Below are 24,694 nucleotides of genomic sequence, written 5' to 3'. Positions count from 1 at the left end.
CAGCATTAATGGGGGATTAATCGCTGTTTTTCTCGATATGACGGATTTTTCATCTGTTGCCGACCGCTTTTTCACCGGCGCAACGCCAGTCTGCCCGCGGCCAGAAAACCAAGAACCGGCCGTCCCACACTGGAGCTTTGCTTGCGATGAACAAACTGCCTCAAATCACCCTGGCGTTCTGGGTCATGAAAATCTGCGCGACGACCTTGGGGGAAACCGCGGGGGATTTGCTCTCGATGACCCTCAACGTTGGTTACGCCCTGAGCTCGTTGATCCTGATCAGCGTGTTTGTGCTGACCCTGGTCACCCAGTTGATGGCCAAGACCTACAAGCCGCTGCTGTACTGGATCGTGATTCTGTCGACCAGCACCGCCGGCACCACCATGTCCGACTTCATGGATCGCACCCTTGAACTGGGCTACGCCACCGGATCGATGATCCTGATTGCGATTCTGTTGGCGATCTTCACGGCCTGGCGCCTGAGCGGCGACTCGTTGAACGTCAGCAAGGTGCAGACCTTCCGTGGCGAAATGTTCTACTGGATGGCGATTCTGTTTTCCAACACCCTGGGCACGGCGCTCGGTGACTACCTGGCCGATGATTCGGGCCTGGGTTTTGCCGGTGGCGCGCTGCTGATCGGCTCGACCATTGCCGTGGTCGTGGCGCTCAAATACTTCACGAAGATTTCGTCGGTGCTGTTGTTCTGGGTGGCGTTCGTGCTGACCCGGCCGTTCGGTGCAACCCTGGGCGACCTGATGACCAAGTCCCATGAAAAGGGTGGCCTGGACTTCGGCACCATCGGCTCGTCGGCGGTGCTGGCGGGCATTCTGCTGGTGATGATTGTTGGCGCGTCGTATGCGCAGAAGCGTTATGGCAAGCCGCCGGTAGCCGAGTTGAGCTGATACCGAGTCGCCCCAATCGCGAGCAGGGCGGCGTACACCAATTAATGTAGGAGTGAGCCTGCTCGCGATGAGGCCATCACAGCCACCGTTGCAGTGGCTGTGAAAACCCGATCAGTCAGTCACGATCCGCGAGTGTTTCTGCGTGTCTTTCATGGTGATGTACACCAGCAGCGACACTGCGATACACGCGGTCACGTACCAGTAGTAACCGGTCTCCATGCCGATGCTCTTGAACCACAGCGCGATGTATTCGGCGGTGCCGCCGAAGATCGACACGGTCAGTGCATACGGCAGGCCGACGCCCAGCGCGCGGATTTCGGTCGGGAACAGTTCAGCTTTCACCACGGCGTTGATCGAGGTGTAGCCGCTGACGATGATCAGTGCCGCCATGATCAGGAAGAACGCGCCCCACCAGGTCTGGATGGTGTGCAGGGTCATCAGGATCGGCACGGTGAAGATTGTACCGAGCACGCCGAAGGCGATCAGGATCGGACGACGACCGATTTTATCGGACAGGCCGCCGATGATCGGTTGCAGGCACATGAACAGGAACAGCGTGGCGGCGGAAATGGTGGTCGAGTCGGAGATGCTCATGCCGACGGTGTTCACCAGGTATTTCTGCATGTAGGTGGTGTAGGTGTAGAACGCCAGCGTACCGCCCATGGTCAGGCCGACCACGGTCAGCAGTTCTTTCGGGTGACGCATCAAGGTGCGCATCGCGCTTTCCTTGGACTTCTCTTTCTTGGTGAACGACTCGGTTTCTTCCATGCCGCGACGCAGGTACAGCGCAACGATCGCACACAGTGCGCCGATGGCGAACGGAATACGCCAGCCCCACGCATACAGCTGTTCGGTGGTCAGCATGTTCTGCAGCACGATCAGCACGCCCAGCGCGATGAGCTGGCCGGAGATCAGGGTCACGTACTGGAAGCTGGAGAAGAAACCGCGACGTTCCTTGGTCGCCATCTCCGAGAGGTAGGTGGCCGAGGTGCCGTATTCGCCGCCGACCGACAGGCCTTGCAGCAGTCGGGCGAAGACCAGCAGGATCGGCGCGCCGATGCCGATGGTTTCGTAGTTCGGGCTGAGGGCGATCAGCAAGGAGCCGAAGCACATCAGGTAGACCGAAGCCATCAGGGCTTTCTTGCGACCGACCTTGTCGGCGTACAGGCCCATCAGCCAGCCACCGATCGGGCGCATCAGGAAGCCCACGGCGAAGATCGCGGCGGTGTTCATCAGTTGCGCGGTGGTGGAACCGGCGGGGAAGAAGGTCTTGGCGAAGTACAGCGAGAAGGCGGCGTAGACGTACCAGTCGTACCACTCGACCATGTTGCCGACCGAGCCGCTGAAGATCGATTTGATCCGGCTGGCGGTGGTTCTTTGTTTGGCGGGCGCGGCAGCCGACCCAAGGGGCAGGGCGTTGGAGTTATCCATTGAAGGATCCTTCGTTTAATTGTTTTTGTGGAGCGCGTAGAAACGCAGCCTGCCGGGGCTATAGCAGGAGCTGTGCCAACGGGGAGAGGGGCGGTTTAGAGGGGGTGGCGGGAGTTGATGAGCGGAAATCCGCTTATTGCCTGATTTGATTGAGCGGAAAATCGCTCAAAAGATCGCAGCCTTCGGCAGCTCCTACAGTTTCAGAGTCGCCTACAGATTCCCTGTAGGAGCTGCCGAAGGCTGCGATCTTTTGATCTTATGGGCTGACAAACATCTCGCGACTCAACCCATGCCGCTGCAGCTTTTCATTGAAGGTCCGGCGCGGCAGCTGCAACTCTTCCAGCACCGCTTTCACATCACCCTTGTGCCGGGTCAGCGCCGCGCGCAGGCACTGCGCTTCAAACGCTTCCTGCTGCGCCGCGAGCGACTGGCCCGGGTCGATGCCTTGCACCGGCTCATCCAGCCCCAGCACCTGCCGCTCGGCGACGTTCGCCAGTTCGCGCACGTTGCCCGGCCAGTCGTGGCTGAGCAGGTGACTCAATTGCGCCCCGGTGAGTGGCGGCAGGGTGCGGCCCAGACGCTGGGCAGCGCTGAAGGCGAACGATTCGAACAGCAGCGGAATGTCTTCGCGCCGATCACGCAGCGGTGGCAGTCGCAGTTCGGCGACGTTCAGACGATACGCCAGGTCTTCGCGAAAACGTCCGGCGCGGGCCTCATCCAGCAGATCAGGCTTGGTCGCGGCGACGATCCGCAGATCGACGCGAATGCTCTGGTTCGACCCCAGCCGCTCCAGCTTCTGCTCCTGCAACACCCGCAGCAGTTTCACTTGCTGGGCCAGCGGCATGCTTTCGATCTCATCGAGAAACAGCGTGCCGCCGTCGGCGTATTCCAGCTTGCCGATGCGCTTGCCGGACGCTCCGGTGAATGCGCCGCTTTCATGGCCGAACAATTCCGCTTCGAACAACTGCTCGGGGATCGCTGCGCAGTTCAGCGCCACGAAGGGCTTGTCGGCGCGCGGGCCGAAATCATGCAGGCAACGCGCGATCAATTCCTTGCCGCTGCCGGTTTCGCCACGGATCAACACGTTGACCGGCAACGCTGCCAGATCCAGCACCTGTCGGCGCAAGGTCTGCATGCCACGGGACACGCCGAGCAGCGTCGCATCGAGTCTGGCGCGGTGGTCGGCCTGCTCGTGCAGGGCGCGGTTTTCCAATACCAGTCGCCGCTTGTCGAGTGCCCGGCGCAAGCTGCCGAGCAGGGTTTCCGGGCTGAACGGCTTTTCCAGAAAGTCGTAGGCGCCGTCACGCATGGCTTCGACCGCCATCGGCACATCGCCGTGACCGGTCAGCAGTATCACCGGCAAATCGCTGTCACGGCGCTGCACTTCGGCCAGCAACTGCAGACCACTGAGCCCAGGCATGCGCACATCGCTGAGGATCACCCCGGGGAAGTGGCTGGGCAGTGCGGCAAGGCAATCTTCGGCGCGGCTGAACAGCTGCACCGCGAACCCCGACAGGCTCAGCCATTGCTCCACAGCGCTGCGAATGCTGCTTTCGTCATCGACCACCATCACCGAGTTGAGCATCAGATGTGTGCCTCCAGATCGATCGGCAGGGTCAGGCTGAACACCGCGCCGGCCTCGCCATTTTCAACGCTCAGACGCCCGCCGGATTCATGCACGATGGCAAAGGATACCGCCAGCCCCAGGCCCAGACCGTCACCCACCGGTTTGGTGGTGAAGAACGGGTCGAACACCTGGTTCAAGTGCTGTTCGGCAATCCCGCCGCCGTTGTCGATCACGCTCAGGCGCCACAGTTGCTCGTCGGCCTCCAGGCGGATTTCCAGACGCTTGCACGGTTTGCCCTGCATCGCATCGAGGGCATTGCGCAGCAGGTTGATCAGCACCTGCTCGAGGCGGATCGCGTCACCCCGCACCCAGGCCGGACGCGTCAGGTGCAGCACCAGACTGACCTGTTCGTCGCGCAGGCGGGCGTCGAGCAGTTGCAGCGATTGATCAACCACGGTCGCCAGATCCAGCCGTTCGCGCAGGCCGCTGGGGCTCTTGCGGGCGAAGGTTTTCAGGTGGCCGGTGAGCGACGCCATGCGCGTGAGCATGTCGTCCACCGGTTTGAGCGCCTTGTACGCATCATCGACGCGGCCGTGCTCGAGCAGCAAGCGTAGCGTCGCCAGTTGCATGCGTTGCGCGGTCAGCGGTTGATTGATTTCGTGGGCGAGAGCGGCGGACATCTGCCCCAGCGCGGCAAGCTTGGCCGATTGCACCAGCCCATCCTGTGCGGTGCGCAGATCGCGGGTGCGTTCTTCGACCAGCTGTTCGAGTTCCTCGCGGTTGCGCTGACGGACTTTCGACAGGCGCCAGCGCTGATTGAGGAACAATAGCAGGAACACCAGCGCCAGCCACACTCCTGCCGCGGCCAGCCCGGCGTTGCGCAAGTCTTCGAAGGCCACTTGCGGGCGCCGCAACAGGTGCAGGGTCCAGCCTTCGGCGGCCAGCGGCAGTGATTCCCACAAGTAATCCGCCGTTCCGTCCGGGCCTTCGACCCGACGCAGGTCGCTGTTGTCGTCGAAGTGACGCAGGGACAAATGCGTCAGCGGGATCAGCGATTGTTTGTCGTACTGCCGCGTGCGCTTGATTTCGGCCATGTCGCGGCTGTCCAGCGGCCGCAACGAGCGATAGCGCCAGCCAGGCTGGTTGGCGATGAAGATGATCCCGCGTGCATCGCTGACCAGCAGCGTGTCGCTGCCTTGGCTCCATTCGCGCTCAAGCTCGGGGAACTCGAGCTTGACCACCATCGCGCCGAGGAATTCGGCGTTGTCACCGAGCACCGCGCTGGACAGAAAATAACCGGGGATGCCGCTGGTCACGCCCACCGCATAAAAGCGCCCGCTGCCCTGCGTGCGGGTCTGGCTGAAGTACGGACGAAAACCGTAGTTGTGGCCGACGTAACTGCTCGGCAGACGCCAGTTGCTGGCGGCCACCGCGAGGCCGGTGTGATCGAGCAGTTCGAGGGTCGAGGACTGCGCCGCGCCGTTGATCTGCTCCAGCTTCAGATTCAACGCGTTCTGTTGTTCGGCGCCCACCGGCCCGGCCAGCGCCCCGCGCAATTGCGGGTCCAGCGCGAGCACGGCGGGCAGGGCGCGATAGCGGTCGATCAGGGTGTGCAGCGAGTTGGCATACAGCGCTAATTGCTGGCTGGCGCGGGTGGCGTCTTCCTCCAGCGCCTGACGTTCGGCGTGGCGGATGGCAAGGGTCGCGGCGATGGCCGCACCAGCAATGATCAGCAGGGTGTACAACGACAAACGCAGGGTACGGGAAGTCGGCAGCATGCTGGGCTAATGGATAAAGGGACGGGCGGGCACGATAGCATGGAGGCCGGCGATCCTGTTCGCTTCACGCCTCAGGATCAGACTGCAGTGAACTGACTGGATCTGGAGCGCAGCATGGTGCGCGTGTATTCCAGCTCGTTGATCACGGCCGCCGTGGCATGCCATAGATTTTGCGGTGTATCGCCTTCGTTTCGGCCCAATAGCCCATAGGTATTTATTGCCGTGAAGCCACCGGCTTCGAAGGCGTTTTCAATGTCGAGCATGTTGGCGGACAAATAATCGATCAACCCACTCACATTGGCGATGCCCTTGGCAGTTTTTTCAGCGCTGAGCTCTTGGCTGGCTCCGGCGAATTCATGGGCTATTTCAACCGCACCCAAAAGTGCACTCGCCGTGGCGCTGATTTCGGCGGCGGCTTGCGGCAGTATTTCCTTGGCACCGACACTTATCAGGGTGGACGTCGCTTCCTTGGAGGCCTTGAGCGCTCCCTTCTGCGTATCGGGGATCATTTTTGCGTACTTTTGCTGCAGGTACTCGATCGGTGCCATGGTTTTATATTCGGCTTTCCCGACAATTTTTTCCTTGGACAGGCGGCTGGCCTTGAATTTGATAGAGGCACTGGCGCCGGTGCGCTCGGCGGCGTAATCCCACAATCCACTGATCAGTTTCTTCGCGCCAATGCCCATTGCGACCCCAACGACGTTGCCCGCGCCGGGAGCGACGGCGCCCAGCGCCTGAGCGCCCATGCCGACCAGAATGCCGCCACCGTAGGCCACAATTTGTCCTGTCACATGCACACCGGTGCGACGCAGGGCGGCACCTGTCAATTGCGCTGGCGAGCGCTGATTGAGTACCTGTTGCTGGGCATCCAGACCACGGCGCAGCGACAGCGCCAGAATGTTCAGGTGACGTCCGACCTGTTGTGACAGGTTATCCCGAGCCCGGTAACGTCGCTCTTTCTCTGCGCTCAGTGCCTTTCTCTGATCGCGCTGAGCGGGTGTTTCGAGAAAACTGTCCAAGCTCTGGCCGTCAGTGTCGATGTGGCCAATCGGGTTGTTGGCGACAAACGCATACAGATTCAACCCGTCGATATCCATTGCCGGGTCAGCGCAGATCCAGCGCTGCAACCACGCTGCGTAATAGCGTGCGCCGTAGTAATAAAGGCCACTGCTGTCCATTTCCCGGCCTGAATAGCGGATGGTTTTATAGCTGACTTCCAACGCCGAGCGAGTCGCCAGCCAGGCTGTTCCACCGAACGCGTAGTAATGCTCCAGGCTGATCACGCCTGCATGCCGATCCAGTTCCAGCGCGCAAGAACCGAGATGGTCATCAAGGCTGTAGCGCAATTGATCCGCTTCGATGCCGGGCGGTCGGCCACTGAGCCAGTGCAGGCAACGCACGCCCGGCAGCACGATGACATGCAGTTGCTGGCCGTCGCTGCGGCTGTGGATTTCCAGACCTGGCAGGTAACGCACCTCGCGGCGATGGGTGAGCGACGGCGTATGGCTCAGCGTGCATTTGGAGACGCGCTGACCCTGGCTGTAGCGGTAGATTTCATCGTCGTCGGGCAGGCCGTTGCTGTGTTGCAGCAGGGTGGCGCGGGCCAGTTGATCGTAACTGTCCCACTCCAGTGGCAGGCCGCCGTGCTGCAGTTTCAGCTGGTTGCCGTGGCGGTCAAAGTAGTCGCCGAACACCGGTTCGGGGTCGGCGGGTTGGCAGCGCAGCCCCCGATTGCTGTCGGGGGCGATTTTCATCTGTTGCGTGAAGTTGTGGCCTTTGCGCACATGCACCAGTTCGACGAGGTTATTTCCCGCGTCGTAGTGATACTGCTCGCTGTAGTTAAAACGCCGTCCCGGGTCGATGGGCTCGATCGGTTGCGGCAAACCTGGTGACTGTTGCGGGATCTGGCCCTCGAAGCCACGACTTTCGCTCAGTCGATACAACGAATCGTAGACAAAGTGACGATCACCATCGACGCGCTGATTGGCGAAATACACCGTGGCCAGGGTGCGGTCCTCGATACGCAGGACATTACCGATCGGGTCATAGGTGTAGTGCAAATCCTGCAGCGGTTTTTCCTGATCCTTGCAGGCCAGCAGATTCAGCAGGCGACCGTCAGCGGGATCGTACACGCGGCGGCTGCGAACACCATTGCCGGCCAGTTGTTCAAGTGGTTGGCCGGAGGCGTTGTACGTGGCTGCGTCGACCACCGGCTGTGCCGCATCAGCTCCGGCTATCCACAGCGATACCTGACGTAACTGGCCGGCGACATCGTAGCCCGAGCATTGCCGGTGACCACCGGCGTCGGTGACTTGCACCACATTGCCGTGCGCATCGAAATCCATACGAGTGATGAAAGCCGCCGTCTCGCCCGACAGCGTACGGGTCTCACTCACTGCCTTGCCCTGCTGACTGTAGCCGTCGATCACCACCGTGGCGCCCGGGTCGGCGCTTTCGCTCAGCTCACCGCGCAGGTTATATCCCGGGTCGGCATCGTGGTCGGCATAGGTATAACGCTCGACATTGACTTGCGCGTCTTGATCGACGGCGATCAACCGCATCATCGGATCGTAGCGATAGCGCCATTGCGGGCCGCGCTGGTCGTGGTGTTGCAGCACCTCACCGGCCAGACCGGGCAGATTTACGCGCCAGCCGGAATCGACGCTGTTGACTTTCAGTGGTTCGCCGCCCAGACGGTAGGCCGTGGTCAGGCAGGGCACCGGGAGGCACGGGTCCCATTGTTCGATCAGGCGACCGTTGGGGGCGTGGCGTTGGCGGGTGATCTGGGATTCGACTTGGGCACCCGTCACCGCCCGCAGGTAAGCAACGTTTCTGACCGGCAGCCCTCTGGGATCGTGAGCCGACAGAGCAGGTGTTCGCCAGTGCACTGAAGGATTCATGCGCGCACCTGCGTGCAGTGATTCATTTCAGGCCGCTCTTTTCTGTTGCATGTGTGCAGACACTCTAGGCAGTAACTCAAGGACACGATTCATCTTGCTCAGAACGGCGGTTTCACTCTGCGCGAGACGGTAGCGGGTGCCCTGTGCCGTGGCTATGTTTTCTCGACCGAGACCTTCCAGGTCTTCCAGTGCCTGGTCCGACAGTTCCTTGCGGGAATTGAGGTGGTCGGCGACCAGTTCTATACCTTGTTCAACCAGATCCAGGTCGCGTTGCCCCAGCGAATCATTGAGTGCTTCGGTCACTTCGACACTGAGACGGAAGAAGGCCAGAAGTTTTTCCAGATGAGTGCCGCCCGTTAGCGTATCAGCGGCTCCGATGCCGCCTGCAATTAATATTTCCTTGTTTCCGTCGATACTGTCCGGGGCATATTTTGAGAACACGGATTTTATTCTCGACCTCCAGCTTTTGGGTTTGGCTTCCATGTTCAGACGACCCACGTCGTAATCTGCACTATCGGGCAAAAGTGCATAGCCGAAAGCGTTGTCCTCGCCGAGTTTGTCGATTTGTGCGCCTGTAATGTCAGCGGCCAGTGCTGCGGTGCCTATACCAATGGCGACGCCTGTGACCGGGTTAAACGTCAGCAATGTTCCTGCGACCGTACCGCCGGCAAACGCTGTAGCTGCGGTGAGGGAGGAGGCCAGAACATTGAGCAGGGTCAGGGCAGCCTTCTTGCCACTGGAGAGGTAGATATCCTTGACGGAGTTCAAGTGGTTGAATTGATAGATCGATTTATCCAGTTCTTTTGTGACAGTGGCGAGCAAATTCTCATAGTCCGCCACGACTGCTAATAGCTCGGATGAGGTTCGCTGGTGCCCCTGCGCATCGAAATAGCGCAGCGGATTATTGCCAACGAATTCAAACAGATTCAGCCCGTCCACATCCCATGCCGGATCCGCACTGACCCAGCGTTGCAACCATGTCGCGTAATACCGCGCACCGTAGTAATACAACCCGCTGACATCCATTTCCTTGCCTGAATAGCGCAGTGTCTTGTAGTCAACCTCGACAGCCGAGTCGGCGCTCATCCACGCGGTCGCGCCGAACGGGTAATAGCCTTCGTGGCTGATCAGGCGTGCCTGCTGGTCCAGTTCCATCACGCACGAGCCCAGGTGATCATCGAGGGTGTAACGCAACTGGTTGTCGGCGATGCCCGGCGGTTTGCCGCTGAGCCAATGCAGACAACTGACATGGCCTGCGCCGGCGGCGAGGCTGATGACGTGCAGCTCCTCACCGTTGTCCTGGCTGCGGATCTCCAGTCCGGGCAGATAGCGCACCTCGTGGAAATGCCGGTTGGAACCGCTGTAGGTGTCATGGCGTTTGTAGACGCGCGCGCCTTGGCTGTATTGATAGAACTCGGCGTCATCCAGGCCGTTTTCGCGGTGAACCAGGGTCACCGAGGCCAGTTGATCGCGGGCGTCCCAGCGCAGTGCCTGTCCCGGTTGCAGGGCCATCAGGTTGCCGTGACGGTCGAATAGCTGATCGAAATCCGGTGCGGGATCACCTTCTTTCCAGCGCACACCGCGATTGCTTGCAGGGTCGATACGCATCTGACGGGTCTGACAGGCACCGTCGCGTACATGGCACAGTTGCGTCAGGTTGCCGCCGTTATCGTAGCGGTAGGTCTGCAGGTAATTGCGCCGGTCGTTGGGGTCGCTCGGCTGCGGTCGGCCGGGGAGGTCGCTGGGGGCCGCGTCGTCGTAACCGCTGGCGCTGATCAGGCGATACAGCGAGTCGTAACGGAACGCACGTTCGCCGTCGACCCGCTGGTTGGCGAAGTGGCTGGGCGTGAACGCGTTGTCGAGGATGCGTGTCGGGTTGCCGACCGGATCGTATTCATAGCTGATGTCCTGCAGGGGCGGCTGCGCACCTTTTTGCGCCCAGTGCCGCTGCAGACGCCCAGTGGTTGGCTCGTAGTCCCAGTGGCTGACGATGCCATTGCCGGTCTGTTGTTCGATGATTTGTCCGACGGCGTTGAAGTGCATGTCGAGCAACACGTCCTGCCAGTCGTCGTCGCCGGCCAGCAGCAGTTGCAACTGCTTGAGCTGACCGGCGACGTCGTAGCGCGATTGCTGGCGGTGGCCGCCAGCGTCGGTCTGTTCCAGCACTGCGCCCAGCGGGCTGACATGACGCTGGCTGACAAACACCCGGGCGTCGGCAAAGGTGCGGCTTTCGCGCAGTGGCTGACCGGTCAGGCTGTAGCTGCCCAGGTGCAGGCTGCCGGACGGGTCGACCTGTTCCAGCAATTGTCCGCGCTGATTGTGATCGGCCTGGGCACTGGCATCGGCATAGGTGAAGGTGTCACTGAGCGGCTCGGCGCTGTTGCTGATCGCCACCAGGCGCAGCAACTCATCGTAGCGGCTGCTCCAGTGCACACCGCGCGCGTCCCAGCGCTGCAAGGCTTGTCCGGCCAGCCCGGGCAGGCTCAGGCGCCAGCCGGCATCGACGCTGCTGACCTTGAGTGGCTGGCCGTTGAGGTCATGAATGCTGATAACGCTCGGAGCGCTCAGGCGCGGATCGAACTGTGCCACCAGACGCCCGGCAATATCGTGCTGCTGGCGCGTCACCAAAGCCTCGGCAGTCGCACCGGCCAGCGCGCGCAGATAGGCAACCTGACGCAACGGCAAGCCGCGACTGTCGATCACGACGAGCGACGGCGTGCGCCGATGGAGGTTGGCGTTCATCAGTGCAGCGTCCATGGTGATGTCGATTCCGGCTCAGCGGATTCGTCGGTGTCGTTGAAATCATGTTTGGTCTGATACCACGGATGGTAGCCCTCGAGAGAAAAATAGCCCTTGGCGTTGATCAGCTTGACCGGACGCCCGAGCGGGTCATAGAACAGTTGATCGAAGTAACCGTACCGTCGCAGGGATTGATCATTGACGTAGCCATGGGTGTCGGCAAAAAACGGCCGGAACTGCCGTACCGCCAGCCCCTTGTTGTTGTATTCGACCCGTGCACTGACTCGCCAGCGCGACGCGGCGTGCTCCTCGCGCAACTGCCCGCGATCAACGATCAGCGACCCATCGGCAGCCACCGCATAGGCGATTCCGGGCTCGACCCGTTGCAGGGTTTGCAACGCTCGGCCAAAGCCGTCCACGTAGCTGATGATGATCTGCACTTGGGCTGCCACGGAGTCATCGGGGTAGCGGTCGGCGCTAAGCACCACGCTGTGCACCGGTATGCGCGCAATCATGCCGATGAGTTCGCGCAGTGCCTGTTCGGCGGGAGTCGGCGACGTCAACTGCGCCAGCCTTCGGCGTGCGCTGGTGCGAATGTGCAGGCTCGGCAACACATCGCCGCTGGCCAGCCATTGGTCAAGCAGCTGCGGCGTCGCATTGACCGCCGCAGGCAACTGTCCCATCCAGCTGAACAAATTCTTGCGCAAGGTACTGGCAGCTTTTTGCACGGCTGCTTGCGGGTCGGCAATGGCAGCATCCGGACCTGGATCTACCGGGCGCACGTATTCGCTGAGCGGGCGGAAACCGGCGGCGACAGCGTTTTCGGTGCCGTGGAAACTGGTCGCCAACGGTTGGCCGGAAGGTTCGTAAAGCGCTTCCTGAATGTTCTCGTTGGCATCAATGATGCGCACCGGCTGCAGGGCGTGGTAGTCGTATTCGCAGCGGGTGATGCAGCCATCCGGCAGTTCGACGCTGATGATCAGCAGGCGATACTCGTCGTACTGCGCCTTGGTCCAGCCGTGGCTCAGGGTTTCGCGGTATTCAAGTACCCGGAAGAATTCCTTGGCAGCGGCGTATTTCGCGTAGTTGTAATGCGCGGACCAGAGGCTTTCTGCGTCCGCGTTTACCGCCGTGTCTTCGAACAGCAGCGGCATCGGTGTGTAACCGATTTGCGCCAGCTCCTGCAGGATATCGAACGGGGGCGGCAGAACGTCGTAGGCGGCAAGGGCAGTCTGGTCAAACTGCGCCAGTTCCATCGGCGCGGTCAGCGCTTCGAAGTCGGCTGAGCCGTCGGGCAACAAGCTGCCATCTATCGTTTTGTAATAGCGCTGTACGGTTTGCCCGGTCAGCACCCGGAGGGCGTTCCACTCGGGCGAGCGAACATGTTCCTTGAGTAAATCCCATGTCACCTGTTGCGGACTGAGGCCCGATGGCAGATCACCTTTGGGCATTACCAGCGCGTTGCTGCGCTGCTGCCAAGGCAGGCCCAGTCGCCATTCATAGAGCTTCTCGTCCAGATCAATCGCATTCGCGCGCGTTTCGTTGAGATAAAAAAACTGCTGCGCCGGATCATGCGCGTCCTGCCACCACTGTTGCTCGTCCGGGTCGCTGAAGGGCGGTGGATCGCCGGGCAGACGCCGTCGCGCATAGCTGATGGTCAGGCTGTGCGTGGCGTGGCCGTATTTGCTGCTGTTGATCAAGACTTCATGGCGGCATAACGGGTCGTCAATGAAACCATCGTACTGATAGCTGATTTTTTCCAGGGGCTGTACCAGCAGCACGCCTGCCGGCTCTCGCAAGTCGGCGGGCTGGACATTACGCACCAGGTAACGAAATTCTTCTACGGCGTAGAGCCGTGCATTGGCTGGCTCGTCAGTACCGGTCCAGGTTTCGATGCGGGCGACGGCACCGACCAGCGCGCGTGCGATTTTATAGCGTACGTCTTCGTCGTCTGGCGTGACCGGTTCATCGTATTCATCACTGTCGTGATAGCGGCTGAAGACTGTTGGTCGCAGGTCAGCGGCCTCACTGTCACCGTTGAAGTAGCCGTGTCTTGGCCGGTCCATCGCCTGCCCGGTCAGGTACCAGGTACAGATGCGCACCGGTGCTGTGAACCCGAGTTCTTCATCGCCTGTGGCACGTTCGCTGTCGGTCTGTTCCCGGTAACCGAAGCCCCGAAATTCACGCTCGATGCTGTCGTAGACGCCTTCGCGATAGAGGCATGATTGCGTCAGGCAATTACCGGTAATTTCATCCAGCTGGCGTTGCCGGCTGACGACTTGAACCGCGAACGGTAGATGGCACACCGGCGTTTGGTCGGGATGGTCGGTAAGCCACTGCTGTTTTTCGTCCAGCCACTCCTGGGCTGAGCTGCGGTAGACCACCTGCGTGGCGCAGCCCATGTTGTTGTTGGTAGCGGTCAGCAAGTAAGGCTTGGCCGCGACAAAGTCGTAGCGCCAGTGCTGCGGGTTCATGTGCGGCACCGTCAGGATCAGGCTGGCACAACCCAGGCCTTGCAGGTCGGCGAAACTGACCTGACACAGGCGGTCGTAGCTCACGCCTTCCGGCCACGGCACGAAGACCGGCGTTTGTTCCAGGCCATTGCCGCCACGATTGAGGTAGATCTCGAAGCCGGCGCTTTTCAGATAAAACAGGGCCGGCGCACCAGAGCCGTCGATGTCGGCGATTCGCACTTGCTCGACGTTGAATTCGTCATACAGGAAGGGCAGGGCACTGATCATCCGGCCTTCGCCGAATTTGCCATGCCCCAGATTGGGCCAGCATTTGATTTCGTTGTGGCGGATCCGGCACAGCTCGCTCATGTCACTGCCGAGCATGTTGCCCAAAAGCACCAGTTCTGTGGGCGCGTTGCCGAACAGCGGCAAACTGTCCTCATCGACTTTGCGAGGCACCTCTTCGGCGCTGGAAAAACCCTGCTCCCGTCGATTGGCATACAAGCGCACCGCGCGCGGACCGATCAGTGCCAGCGAGTTGAGGCCATCACCGACCAGGTCACCGAGCTGCGAAAGAGTGTTGAAAAACTCCAGCGGCATACCGGCAAACTCGATGAACGGTGCCCAACTGCGGTCGGCATTCAACGTGCGATACCCGCTGCTGCCCGGTTGGGCAACGATCCAGTCCAGCCGCCCGTTGCCGATCAGGTCGAGCAAGATCTGCTGGGCGGCGGCGTCGCGCCTGGCCATCGGGATCCGTTCCAGTTCATTCCAGGTCGCATAGGTGATGGCGTCTGGTCCAGACGTTGCACGTCGCGGTTCGCGGTAATACCACCACTGATCGTCGCGGCAGAGAAAACCCGGTACACCTTCGCCGTACAGATCCACGCACTGATAAAACTGCCCATCCTCAATACCCGGCATGTTGTCTTCGGCGAACATCCGGGTCGGGGCTTTGTTGATCTCGAAGGGCGAGTAATCAAACTCCACCGGCGGTGTCGTCTCCAGCGCGCCGCTGGCATCGAAGGCCTGATAATGAGCGGCGGTGATCCGGTTGTAAGTCCACGGATCAGAGGGCAACGGGTATTCCAGCAGCAGCCGCTGCACCAGCAGCGGCTCCTCACCGACAGGTCGCGAGAAGTTGTGGAACATCAGGATTTGTCGGCAAAGGCGCCGTGTGCCCAGCTCGAAACCCTGCCCGAAGGTGGAGAACGGATCCCGACGTTTATCCCAGACTGCCAGACTGTCGCCACCGTACACCGGAGCCTCTGTCAGTGAGCGGGTGCGCTCGCCGTAGTCGAACACCAGGTGGAAATGCCAATCCAGTTCGGCCGGATCATCCACGGTCCAACTATACAAATGCTGGCTGGCAGTGACGTTGCCATAGAACACCGCGCGCAAGTAGCGCTGAGCGCGATAATCGTGAATCGGGTCGGGGTCCTGATCATCGGCCAGGTAATCGAAGCAAATATGCTCGCCATGCGGGTTCATGCTCTCGCATAGCAGCCAGCTGCCGACGCGTAGTGGATCGTCCGGATCGGCGCGGCGCGAGGCGCTGGTCTTGCCGTACACCTGCAATGAGCCGTCTGCGCCGTGGATCAGCCAGAAGGGTGGCTCGGCTGCCGTTTTTGTCGCACGTTGCCAGCGCTCGCGGAGCGCAAAGTCACGTTCGACCCGCGACCAGTAACGCACCACGTTGTGATAGCCGATTTCAATTCCGTTGTAGGAATTTTCAAGGCGCGACTTTAGTGTGCCGTCATCGTTGAGTTCCGGCAGCCACACCTCACCATCGTCACCGATGATTTCATCGAGATCGCTATAACGCGGTACCCCTTTTGCGGTACGACGGCTGATCTGACCAATACCCAGACTCCAGCCGATGCCGAACGGCCCGTTGCCGGCCTGATTGCTGTAACTCAGTAACAGCCGTGGGTCCCAGCCACGACCGGAGGACAGCGGCAGTGGCAGTTCAAAGGAAGCCGCGCCAGTGGCGCCAACCGCCCCCCAGCTTTTGCCGATCATGGTGATCGACGCACTGCTGGCGATGGACGGGGTGATGATACTCAGCTCTTGATCAGCCATGGTCGGATCCATTGCACACGCGAAGCACGTGCGTGGCCAGACGCTACCAACAAGTGGACATTTCGTAACCTGTCAGATCTGACAGGTGCCAAATAGCCATTAATGTGCAGGGCGGCCACACGGGCATGCGCGCACAAAAAAGGCCGGCCCGTCGTATGACGGGCCGGCCTTGTTTACGGCTGCGAAACGCTTACTGCACTTCTACCGCCAGGCTTTCGGCGATCTTCTGTTGCCAGATCGCCGGGCCGGTGATGTGAACCGACTCACCGTTGCTGTCCACCGCGACGGTGACTGGCATGTCCTTGACCTCGAACTCGTAGATCGCTTCCATGCCCAGTTCGGCGAAGGCCAGCACCTTGGACTTCTTGATCGCCTGGGCCACCAGGTAAGCGGCGCCGCCCACGGCCATCAGGTACACGGCCTTGTTGTCCTTGATCGCTTCGATCGCGGTCGGGCCACGCTCGGATTTGCCGATCATGCCCAGCAGGCCGGTCTGCTCAAGGATCTGACGGGTGAACTTGTCCATCCGCGTCGCGGTGGTCGGACCTGCCGGGCCAACCACTTCGTCACCGACCGGATCAACCGGGCCGACGTAGTAGATGAAGCGACCCTTGAGATCCACCGGCAGGGTTTCACCCTTGTTCAGCATCTCGACCATGCGCTTGTGCGCCGCGTCGCGACCGGTGAGCATCTTGCCGTTGAGCAGGACGGTTTCGCCCGGCTTCCAGCTCTGCACTTCTTCCGGGGTCAGGGTGTCGAGGTTGACGCGACGGGCCGACGGGCCGGCTTCCCAGACGATTTCCGGGTAGGCGTCCAGCGATGGCGCTTCCAGCGATGCCGGGCCGGAACCGTCGAGCACGAAGTGCGCGTGACGGGTGGCGGCGCAGTTCGGGATCATGCACACCGGCAGCGAGGCGGCGTGGGTCGGGTAGTCCATGATCTTCACGTCGAGCACGGTGGTCAGGCCACCGAGGCCCTGGGCGCCGATGCCCAACTGGTTGACCTTCTCGAACAGCTCGAGACGGATCTCTTCGATGCGGTTCTGCGGGCCACGGGCTTTCAGTTCGTGAATGTCGATGGATTCCATCAACACTTCCTTGGCCATCACCGCGGCTTTCTCGGCGGTGCCGCCGATGCCGATGCCCAGCATGCCCGGTGGGCACCAGCCGGCGCCCATGGTCGGAACGGTCTTCAGCACCCAGTCAACGATCGAGTCGGACGGGTTGAGCATGGCCATTTTCGACTTGTTCTCGGAACCGCCGCCCTTGGCCGCCACGTCCACTTCCACGGTGTTGCCCGGGACGATGGAGTAGTGGATGACTGCCGGGGTGTTGTCCTTGGTGTTTTTGCGAGCGCCCGCCGGGTCGGCGAGGATCGAGGCACGCAGAACGTTTTCCGGCAGGTTGTAGGCGCGGCGCACGCCTTCGTTGATCATGTCGTCCAGGCTCATGGTCGCGCCATCCCAACGTACGTCCATGCCCACCCGCACGAACACGGTGACGATGCCGGTGTCCTGGCAGATCGGCCGGTGGCCGGTGGCGCACATGCGCGAGTTGATCAGGATCTGCGCGATCGAATCACGGGCCGCTGGCGATTCTTCGCGCAGGTAGGCTTCGTGCATCGCCTGGATGAAATCCACGGGGTGGTAATAGGAAATGAACTGCAGGGCGTCGGCAACGCTCTGAATCAGGTCGTCTTGCTTGATCACGGTCATGAGTCGCGCTCCTCTAAAAGACGGGAACATTCAATAAGGTGCCTGCGGCTTGGGTGCATCGGTCGGTCGCAAGCACCTTTCAAGGCACGCCGGGGCTGCTGGCGCGACGCTAAAAAGGCGCGGCAGTATACCGCGCCTCTTCCGGGCATACACGCGCCGGCAGTCATTCGTTGGTCGCATGGTTGGGCGAATATCGAACATCGGGTTTGCACTTCAATACCCACCCCCTCACCCCAGCCCTCTCCCCCAAGGGGGAGAGGGGGGAAGGGAGCCGATTTGTGGCGAATTCAAAACCTGAGTTCGGCATGATGTATCAGGTCGGCGTATCTCAAATAAACAATGCGGTCAGTTCCCTCTCCCTCGGGGAGAGGGCTAGGGTGAGGGGCTTTTGAGGCCACACTTTTGACGTCAATTTTCGAGCCCGAAAATCGGTGGTCATTTATCGACCGCCCCTCTAAAGTGGCATCCGGTCTGTAGAGTAGGACACTCGGTCAGCCTCCTATCGCACGGTGAGTCAACGATTGACCCATAACGCCATTCAACGCCTTTTGCTCAAGCGCTTTGCCCTCGCGGCCGCCACTTACGGATTGGCTTTGCTGCTGCTGTGGCTGGCGTTTTTTACCGGGCATTACCCGCAATCGTTGAACAGCGTGGCCATCGGCAGCGCGTTGGTGGTCATCTGCCAGGCCACGCTGTTTGCGCTGTTCTGGTCCGGGCGCAACCAGCGCTTTTCCGACCCGAGCATGACGGAAGCGCAAGTGTTGCTCGGGCTCGGCTGGCAGACCTGGCTGATCGCGCACCTGGATGAAGCACGCGGCGCGTTTCTGGTGTTTTACGTGCTGATCCTGCTGTTCGGTCTGTTCCATTTATCCCGGCGCGCGTTCATTCGCTGTGCGCTGCTGGTGTTCTTCAGTTTCTGTGCAATCACCCTCTGGGATGGCTATCACTTCCGTCTGCCGGATCCGGCGCTGGCGGCGTTGCAGGTGTGCATTCTGGCGATGGTGCTGGCGTGGCTGGTGATTTACGCACGCTTCGTTCAGGTTTCACGGCAACGCATGCGCCAGCGCCGGTTTGCCTTGCAGGCGCATCAGGACACCCTGCGCGGGATGATGCGCCAGCTCGAAGATCTGGTGGCCACCGACGAGCTGACCGGACTGTTCAATCGCCGGCATTTTCTGCGCCTGGCGTCACGTGAACTGGATGAGATGGAGCCGGGCGTGGTGCATGGTCTGGCGCTGATCGACCTCGACCACTTCAAACGCATCAACGACCTGCACGGCCATGCCGCCGGCGATCAGGTGTTGCAGGCGTTCGCCGGCGTGGCGGGTGCCTGTCTGCGTGATGGCGACGTGCTGGCGCGTTACGGTGGCGAGGAATTCGTGGTGTTGCTGCCCGACTGCGATGCCGAGCGTTTGACTGCTTGCTGTGAACGCCTGCGCATTGCTTTCACCGACGTTGAACTGGTGGGCCTGAACGTGCGTAACCTCAGCCTGTCGGCAGGCATGACCCTGCTGGAACTGGGCGATGATCTGGACGACGCCTTGCAGCGTGCCGATCAGGCGCTGTACCGGGCCAAGCGCGACGGGCGCAATCGCTGTGCGGCGGCGTGGGAGAACGTGGATGCCTGAACTTCGGGTTGGTGACCGGCAATGGTCGGTGGCGGCGGGCAGCAATCTGCTCGACGCCCTTAACCAGAACGGCGTCGTGGTGCCTTACAGCTGCCGCGCCGGCAGTTGCCATGCCTGCCTGGTGCAGTGTGTGAACGGCTTGCCCGCCGACAGCCGCCCGGATGCCCTGAGCGCCGAACAGCGTCAGGAGGGCTGGCGACTGGCCTGTCAGTGTCAGGTCACGGAAAACTTGGAGGTGCACACCTTCGACCCGATCAGCGACGGGCGCCCGGCGGTGGTCGAGGCGCTGGACTGGCTCAGCGACAACGTCCTGCGTTTGCGCCTGACCCCGCAACGTCCGCTGCGCTACGCCGCCGGGCAGCATCTGGTGCTGTGGATCAACCACATCGCCCGGCCGTATTCGCTGGCGAGCTTGCCGCAGGAAGACCGTTTTCTCGAATTTCACCTCGACTGCCGCCAGCCCGGCGAATTCAGCGATGCGGCGCGGCGCCTGCAGATCGGCGATCCGATCCGCCTCGGCGAATTGCGCGGTGGCGCGCTGCATTACGACCCGGACTGGCACACCCGACCCTTGTGGTTGCTGGCGGCCGGCACCGGGCTGGGCCCGTTGTTCGGCGTGCTGCGCGAAGCCTTGCGCCAGGATCACCAAGGCGCCATCCGCGTCATTCACCTGGCCCATGACGCGCGCGAGCACTATCTGGCCAAACCCCTGGCGGCGCTTGCTGCGCAGCGCGAAAACCTCAGCGTCGAGCTGTGGACGGCGGCCGACTCAGCCGCCGCTTTGGCGCAACTGCGCCTTGTTTCCCGGCAGACCCTGGCCTTAGTCTGCGGCTCAAGCGCCAGTGTCGACGCCTTTGCCAAACGTCTGTACCTGGCCGGACTGCCGCGTAATCAACTGCTGGCGGATGTGTTTCTGGCCCGCGGTTGAGCGCAGATCCTTCTCTGGTTGAGGGCGCTTCTGTGGCGAGGGAACTTGCTCCCGCTAGGCCGCGCAGCGGCCCCAAAAGCCTGTGAGCGCTGCGCACTCAAGCGGGACGGTGCGGCGATCCGACAAGCTCCCTCGCCACAGATGAACCTTGTAACCAGCCATGTTGAGACACGCCATGACCGAAGCCATCCTGCTGGAACGCGAACGCGGTTTGCTCACCCTGCGCCTCAACCGCCCGGACAAGAAAAACGCCCTGACCCGCGCGATGTACAGTCGCCTCGCCGAGGCCTTGAGGCAGGCCGACAGCGATCCTGAAATCAACGCCGTGCTGATCACCGGCAGCGCCGAGTGCTTCACCGCCGGCAACGACATCGCCGACTTCATCCAGCAACCGCCGAGCGACCTCGACAGCCCGGTGTTCCACTTCATGCTCAACCTTCTCGAATGCCGCAAACCGGTGATCGCCGCGGTGGCTGGGGCAGCGGTGGGCATTGGCACCACGTTGTTGCTGCATTGCGATCTGGTTTATGTCAGCCGCGATGCACGGCTGCGTATGCCGTTCGTCAATCTGGGGCTGTGCCCGGAATTCGGCTCCAGCCTGATCCTGCCGCGGTTGCTCGGGCATGCCAAAGCGGCAGAGCTGTTGCTGCTCGGCGAGGGTTTCAGCGGTGAACAGGCGGCGCAGTGGGGCATTGCCACCGAGGCATTGGGCAGCGGCGAAGCGGCATTGAGCAAGGCGCGGGAAATGGCCTTGCGCTTCGATGAGCTGCCCGCAGAGGCGGTGCGCATCAGCAAGCAATTGCTCAAAGCGCCGGAGCGCGAGTTGATCCGTAAAGTGATCGAAGAGGAGGGCGTGTTGTTCACCCAACGCTTGCGCTCGCCGGAGGCATTGGCGGCGTTGACCGGGTTTATCAAACGCCATTGAGATTTTCGCTGACCGGCCTGGCCCCTTCGCGAGCAAGCCCGCTCCCACAATTGGAATGCATTTCCCTGTCAGAGCCAGTGAGCTCCCACAATTGGAATGCATTCCCACTGTGGGAGCGGGCTTGCTCGCGAAGAGGCCGGGTCGGCCAATAAAACCTCAGGATCAGAATGCAAAAAGCCCCGGCACTCACATGCCGGGGCTTTGTTTTTTCAGCTGATCACTCAGACCTGTGGGTCGCCCACGTGCAGGATTTTCATGCCGTTGGTGCCGCCGGTGGTGTGGTAGCTGTCGCCCTTGGTCAGGATGACCCAGTCGCCTTTTTCCACAACGCCGCGCTTGACCAGCTCGTCGATTGCCTTCTGGCTGACTTCGTTCGGTGCCAGCGAGGCCGGGTCGAATGGCACGGTGTACACGCCACGGAACATCGCTGCGCGAGCCTGGGCTTCGCGGTGCGGGGTGAACGCGTAGATCGGCACCGAAGAACGGATGCGCGACATGATCAACGGGGTGTAGCCGCTTTCAGTCAGGGCGATGATCGCTTTCACGCCCGGGAAGTGGTTGGCGGTGTACATGGTCGCCAGGGCGATGCTTTCGTCGCAACGCTCGAACTCTTTGCCGATACGGTGGCTGGAGGTCTTGCCGGTCGGGTGCTTTTCAGCGCCGACGCAGATGCGTGCCATCGCCTGCACAGCTTCCAGCGGGTACTGGCCAGCGGCGGATTCAGCCGAGAGCATCACGGCGTCGGTGTAGTCGAGCACGGCGTTGGCCACGTCGGACACTTCGGCGCGGGTCGGCATCGGGTTCTGGATCATCGACTCCATCATCTGGGTCGCCACGATCACCGCTTTGTTGTGGCGGCGTGCGTGCAGAATGATCTTCTTCTGAATGCCCACCAACTCGGCGTCGCCGATTTCCACACCGAGGTCGCCACGGGCAACCATCACTGCGTCGGACGCCTTGATCAGGCCGTCGAGGGTTTCGTCATCGGCCACGGCTTCGGCGCGTTCGATCTTCGCCACCAGCCAGGCAGTGCCGCCGGCTTCGTCGCGCAGTTGACGGGCGTAGTTCATGTCGGCGGCGTCACGCGGGAAGGACACGGCGAGGTAGTCGACTTCCATTTCGGCGGCGAGCTTGATGTCGGCCTTGTCTTTTTCAGTCAGGGCCGGCGCGGTCAGGCCGCCACCGCGACGGTTGATGCCTTTGTGGTCGGACAGCGGGCCGCCGATGGTCACGACACAGTGCAGCTCGGTAGCGGTGGCGGTTTCGACGCGCATCACTACGCGGCCGTCGTCGAGCAGCAGCTCGTCGCCCACGCCGCAGTCTTTCACCAGATCCGGGTAGTCGATGCCGACCACTTGCTGGTTGCCTTCGGTCAGCGGATGGCTGGTGGAGAAGGTGAACTTGTCACCGATCTTCAGCTCGATGCGCTTGTTGGCGAATTTGGCGATACGGATTTTCGGGCCTTGCAGGTCACCCAGCAGGGCGACGAAGCGGCCGTGCTTGGCGGCGAGGTCACGCACCAGCTTCGCGCGAGCCTTGTGCTCGTCGGGGGTGCCGTGGGAGAAGTTCAGACGGGCGACGTCCAGACCAGCCAGAATCAGCTGTTCGAGAACTTCCGGCGAGTTACTGGCCGGGCCAAGGGTAGCGACGATTTTGGTACGACGGACGGACATGCAAAGACTCCTGAGTTCAAGCGCCAGCGAAGGCTACTATGCTCCGAGGGTGTAGTCATTGTTCGAATGCACTACTTATCGTTTTCTTTATTGAACGTGGCAACTTTGGGACAAACGCGCCTGAAGATTTCCGACCAGGGGTCGATACAGAACTCAAGACAGGAGAACCCCCCATGCGATTGTTGCCCATTGCCGCCCTTGCCCTCAGCGCCCTTGCCGCCACGGGATGTACCCGTTGGGCGATGAACCACCATCTGAACAACGCCTACAGCGCCTATGACCGGGGCAATTGCGAGCAGGTGATGCTCGAACTGTCCAAGGTCGAGCGCGACAGCCGGGCGCGTCCTTATGTGTGGCCGGAAGTGTCGATGATGCGCGGCCAATGCCTGGAACGGCAAAAAATGTACATCGACGCGGCGCAGACCTACCAGTTCATCATCGCCTCGTACCCTACCAGCGAATACGCCTTCCGCGCCCGTGCGCGCCTGGAAACCCTGCAGAGCCTGGGCCATTATCCGACCCGCAGTTCGGCAGCGGTGGTACCGGCACAGCGTTTCTGATGGTGGTTGTCATACAAAATCTGGCCGACTGTACAGGCTGAGCTATAGTCCAGTGATCCGGTTCAGAGCCTGACTTTGGGCCGGGGCAACACCTGCGACTGGTCGTTGTTGAGGCGATGGCGTATTGGCGACCATCCCACCGGAAGCGGGGAGAGCGCGGCTGCCATACAGGCGCGTTCCGAAGCAAAGGTGCGGCTCTGTGATGGAGCCTTGCATGGCGAACTGCGCATGTTTACCGACCGCCGAATCGAACGGCATCAGTTGCCGTACTTCCTCAGAGTGTTCAACAGCGTCACCGACAAACCCATCGGCTTTCTGGGCAACGTGTCTGAAGACGGGCTGATGCTCATCAGCCAGTTGCCGATGATGATCGGTGCCGAATTCCATCTGCGTCTGAAAATCCCCGCCAGCGATGGTTGCCAACAGGTGATCGACCTCAATGCGAGCTGCCTGTGGTGTCAGGAAGACGCGACGCCCCTGCATTACGACGCCGGGTTCAGCCTGCAGCGTCCACCCCCGGAATATGCGCAACTGGTCGAGGCGCTGCGTCAGTATTTCAGCTTTCAGCCATTGCCGGCCTCGGCCTGACTTCGGTGGCGCTCGCACGATTGCCATCGCGGGCAAGCCCACTCCCACAGTGTCCGGTTGATCAAGGAATTTGTGCACACCACAAATCCCTGTGGGAGCGGGCTTGCCCGCGAAGGCGTCAGCCCAGACAACGTCTGACTACAGGCTAACCCACAGCAATCGCCCGCTCACTGTCCAGCGTCTTCTCCGCCAGCAACAACCCCATCTCGCTCAACTGATAAATCGCCATCGCCAGATGCCGTGGTTTGTCTTCCAGGCTGTCCGCCAGATCCAGCAGCAGAATGCTCACCGACGAAAAGGTTTCGTAGGTCTGGATGGCGATGGCTTCGGGATTGATGTCGGGCGCGACGCGGAACATCTGCATGCCGCGATCCACGGAGTTGCGCGAGGACGGTTCGGGTTTGAGGTAGTGATCGAGAGCGCGCTCGGCGGCTTCGTGGAGTTTTCGGGAATCGGGGGATTCGTAGGGCGAGGTTTCGGCTGGATTTGTTTCGGGTGGATTCGGAGTTGGTTTGAACACGGTGATTTTCCCTTAAGTGATGCCAGCACGATCTCGCGACTAAACGAGAGGGTGGCGGCTGAACGCAGGTTAGTCGACCGGGGGAAAGCATCACCAAGAACCGGCGCGCCCGAAGGCGCCCTGCGAACAGCCACCATCGAGTGCGGGGATAGGGAATACCCGACTTGATGACGCTTATGCACATTGGTGAAACCCCCGGACGACTAAACCCGACCACTGATTGGCAGCGGCACGGACCACGTTACGGGGCATCGGCAAGGCGCACAAGCCGGCGGATTCTGGCGGATCTGTAGGCAAAGGCGCAAG

15 protein-coding genes are annotated in these 24,694 nt (G+C 61.3%); 6 read left to right on the top strand and 9 right to left on the bottom strand.

Features of this window, described 5'->3' with window-relative positions; genetic code table 11:
• Positions 1–146 precede the first annotated feature (146 nt).
• Positions 147–902: a hypothetical protein gene (locus V9L13_RS14415; protein ID WP_226499504.1), complete on the top strand. Its 756-nt coding sequence runs from the start codon at positions 147–149 to the stop codon at positions 900–902.
• 111 nt (positions 903–1,013) lie between these two features.
• Here V9L13_RS14415 and V9L13_RS14410 read toward each other — a convergent pair whose 3' ends face one another.
• The 7 genes from V9L13_RS14410 to V9L13_RS14380 form a co-directional block, all read right to left on the bottom strand.
• Positions 1,014–2,333, bottom strand: coding sequence for an MFS transporter (locus tag V9L13_RS14410; RefSeq protein ID WP_003227623.1), 1,320 nt, complete (start codon positions 2,331–2,333; stop codon positions 1,014–1,016).
• Positions 2,334–2,589: 256 nt separating this feature from the next.
• Positions 2,590–3,918 (bottom strand): sigma-54 dependent transcriptional regulator, encoded by a 1,329-nt coding sequence (locus V9L13_RS14405; RefSeq protein ID WP_338799868.1) that lies wholly within the window; start codon positions 3,916–3,918, stop codon positions 2,590–2,592.
• A complete protein-coding gene (locus V9L13_RS14400) occupies positions 3,918–5,678 on the bottom strand; it encodes an ATP-binding protein (protein WP_338799867.1) in 1,761 nt (586 codons plus the stop codon). The genes V9L13_RS14405 and V9L13_RS14400 overlap by 1 nt, the downstream gene beginning before the upstream one ends.
• Before the next feature lie 77 nt (positions 5,679–5,755).
• Positions 5,756–8,578 (bottom strand): RHS repeat-associated core domain-containing protein, encoded by a 2,823-nt coding sequence (locus V9L13_RS14395; RefSeq protein ID WP_338799866.1) that lies wholly within the window; start codon positions 8,576–8,578, stop codon positions 5,756–5,758.
• A gap of 27 nt (positions 8,579–8,605) precedes the next feature.
• Positions 8,606–11,320: an RHS repeat-associated core domain-containing protein gene (locus tag V9L13_RS14390; RefSeq protein WP_338799865.1), complete on the bottom strand. Its 2,715-nt coding sequence runs from the start codon at positions 11,318–11,320 to the stop codon at positions 8,606–8,608.
• Positions 11,320–15,852: a SpvB/TcaC N-terminal domain-containing protein gene (locus V9L13_RS14385; RefSeq protein ID WP_338799864.1), complete on the bottom strand. Its 4,533-nt coding sequence runs from the start codon at positions 15,850–15,852 to the stop codon at positions 11,320–11,322. Before V9L13_RS14385 ends, V9L13_RS14390 begins: the two co-directional genes overlap by 1 nt.
• 190 nt (positions 15,853–16,042) lie before the next feature.
• Positions 16,043–17,566: a fumarate hydratase gene (locus V9L13_RS14380; RefSeq protein WP_027612504.1), complete on the bottom strand. Its 1,524-nt coding sequence runs from the start codon at positions 17,564–17,566 to the stop codon at positions 16,043–16,045.
• A 521-nt stretch (positions 17,567–18,087) separates the two neighbouring features.
• Here V9L13_RS14380 and V9L13_RS14375 point away from each other — a divergent pair.
• From V9L13_RS14375 to V9L13_RS14365, 3 genes are all read left to right on the top strand, one after another.
• Positions 18,088–19,194: a GGDEF domain-containing protein gene (locus tag V9L13_RS14375; RefSeq protein ID WP_338799863.1), complete on the top strand. Its 1,107-nt coding sequence runs from the start codon at positions 18,088–18,090 to the stop codon at positions 19,192–19,194.
• The gene (locus V9L13_RS14370; protein WP_338799862.1) at positions 19,187–20,122 is read left to right on the top strand and encodes an iron-sulfur-binding ferredoxin reductase; all 936 of its coding nucleotides are present in this window, start codon (positions 19,187–19,189) and stop codon (positions 20,120–20,122) included. The genes V9L13_RS14375 and V9L13_RS14370 overlap by 8 nt, the downstream gene beginning before the upstream one ends.
• 175 nt (positions 20,123–20,297) lie before the next feature.
• Positions 20,298–21,047 (top strand): enoyl-CoA hydratase-related protein, encoded by a 750-nt coding sequence (locus V9L13_RS14365; protein WP_003227611.1) that lies wholly within the window; start codon positions 20,298–20,300, stop codon positions 21,045–21,047.
• Between the two features lie 221 nt (positions 21,048–21,268).
• Here V9L13_RS14365 and pyk read toward each other — a convergent pair whose 3' ends face one another.
• A complete protein-coding gene (pyk, locus tag V9L13_RS14360) occupies positions 21,269–22,720 on the bottom strand; it encodes a pyruvate kinase (RefSeq protein WP_338799861.1) in 1,452 nt (483 codons plus the stop codon).
• Positions 22,721–22,893: 173 nt separating this feature from the next.
• On the opposite strand from pyk, the gene V9L13_RS14355 reads away from it, so the two are divergent.
• Together V9L13_RS14355 and V9L13_RS14350 are read left to right on the top strand one after the other, a co-directional pair.
• Positions 22,894–23,280 carry a hypothetical protein gene (locus tag V9L13_RS14355; RefSeq protein ID WP_003227608.1) on the top strand — a complete coding sequence of 129 codons (387 nt, stop codon included), beginning with the start codon at positions 22,894–22,896 and terminating at the stop codon, positions 23,278–23,280.
• Between the two features lie 228 nt (positions 23,281–23,508).
• A complete protein-coding gene (locus V9L13_RS14350) occupies positions 23,509–23,868 on the top strand; it encodes a PilZ domain-containing protein (RefSeq protein WP_338799860.1) in 360 nt (119 codons plus the stop codon).
• 145 nt (positions 23,869–24,013) lie between these two features.
• Here V9L13_RS14350 and V9L13_RS14345 read toward each other — a convergent pair whose 3' ends face one another.
• Positions 24,014–24,388, bottom strand: coding sequence for a DUF6124 family protein (locus V9L13_RS14345; protein WP_338799859.1), 375 nt, complete (start codon positions 24,386–24,388; stop codon positions 24,014–24,016).
• Between the last annotated feature and the right edge of the window lie 306 nt (positions 24,389–24,694).

Origin of the sequence: Pseudomonas sp. RSB 5.4 (genome assembly GCF_037126175.1) — a bacterium.
Taxonomy (GTDB): Bacteria; Pseudomonadota; Gammaproteobacteria; order Pseudomonadales; family Pseudomonadaceae; genus Aquipseudomonas; species Aquipseudomonas fluorescens_H.
Note: the sequence above shows the minus strand (reverse complement) of the source record. Positions and strands in the feature narration are given on the sequence as shown.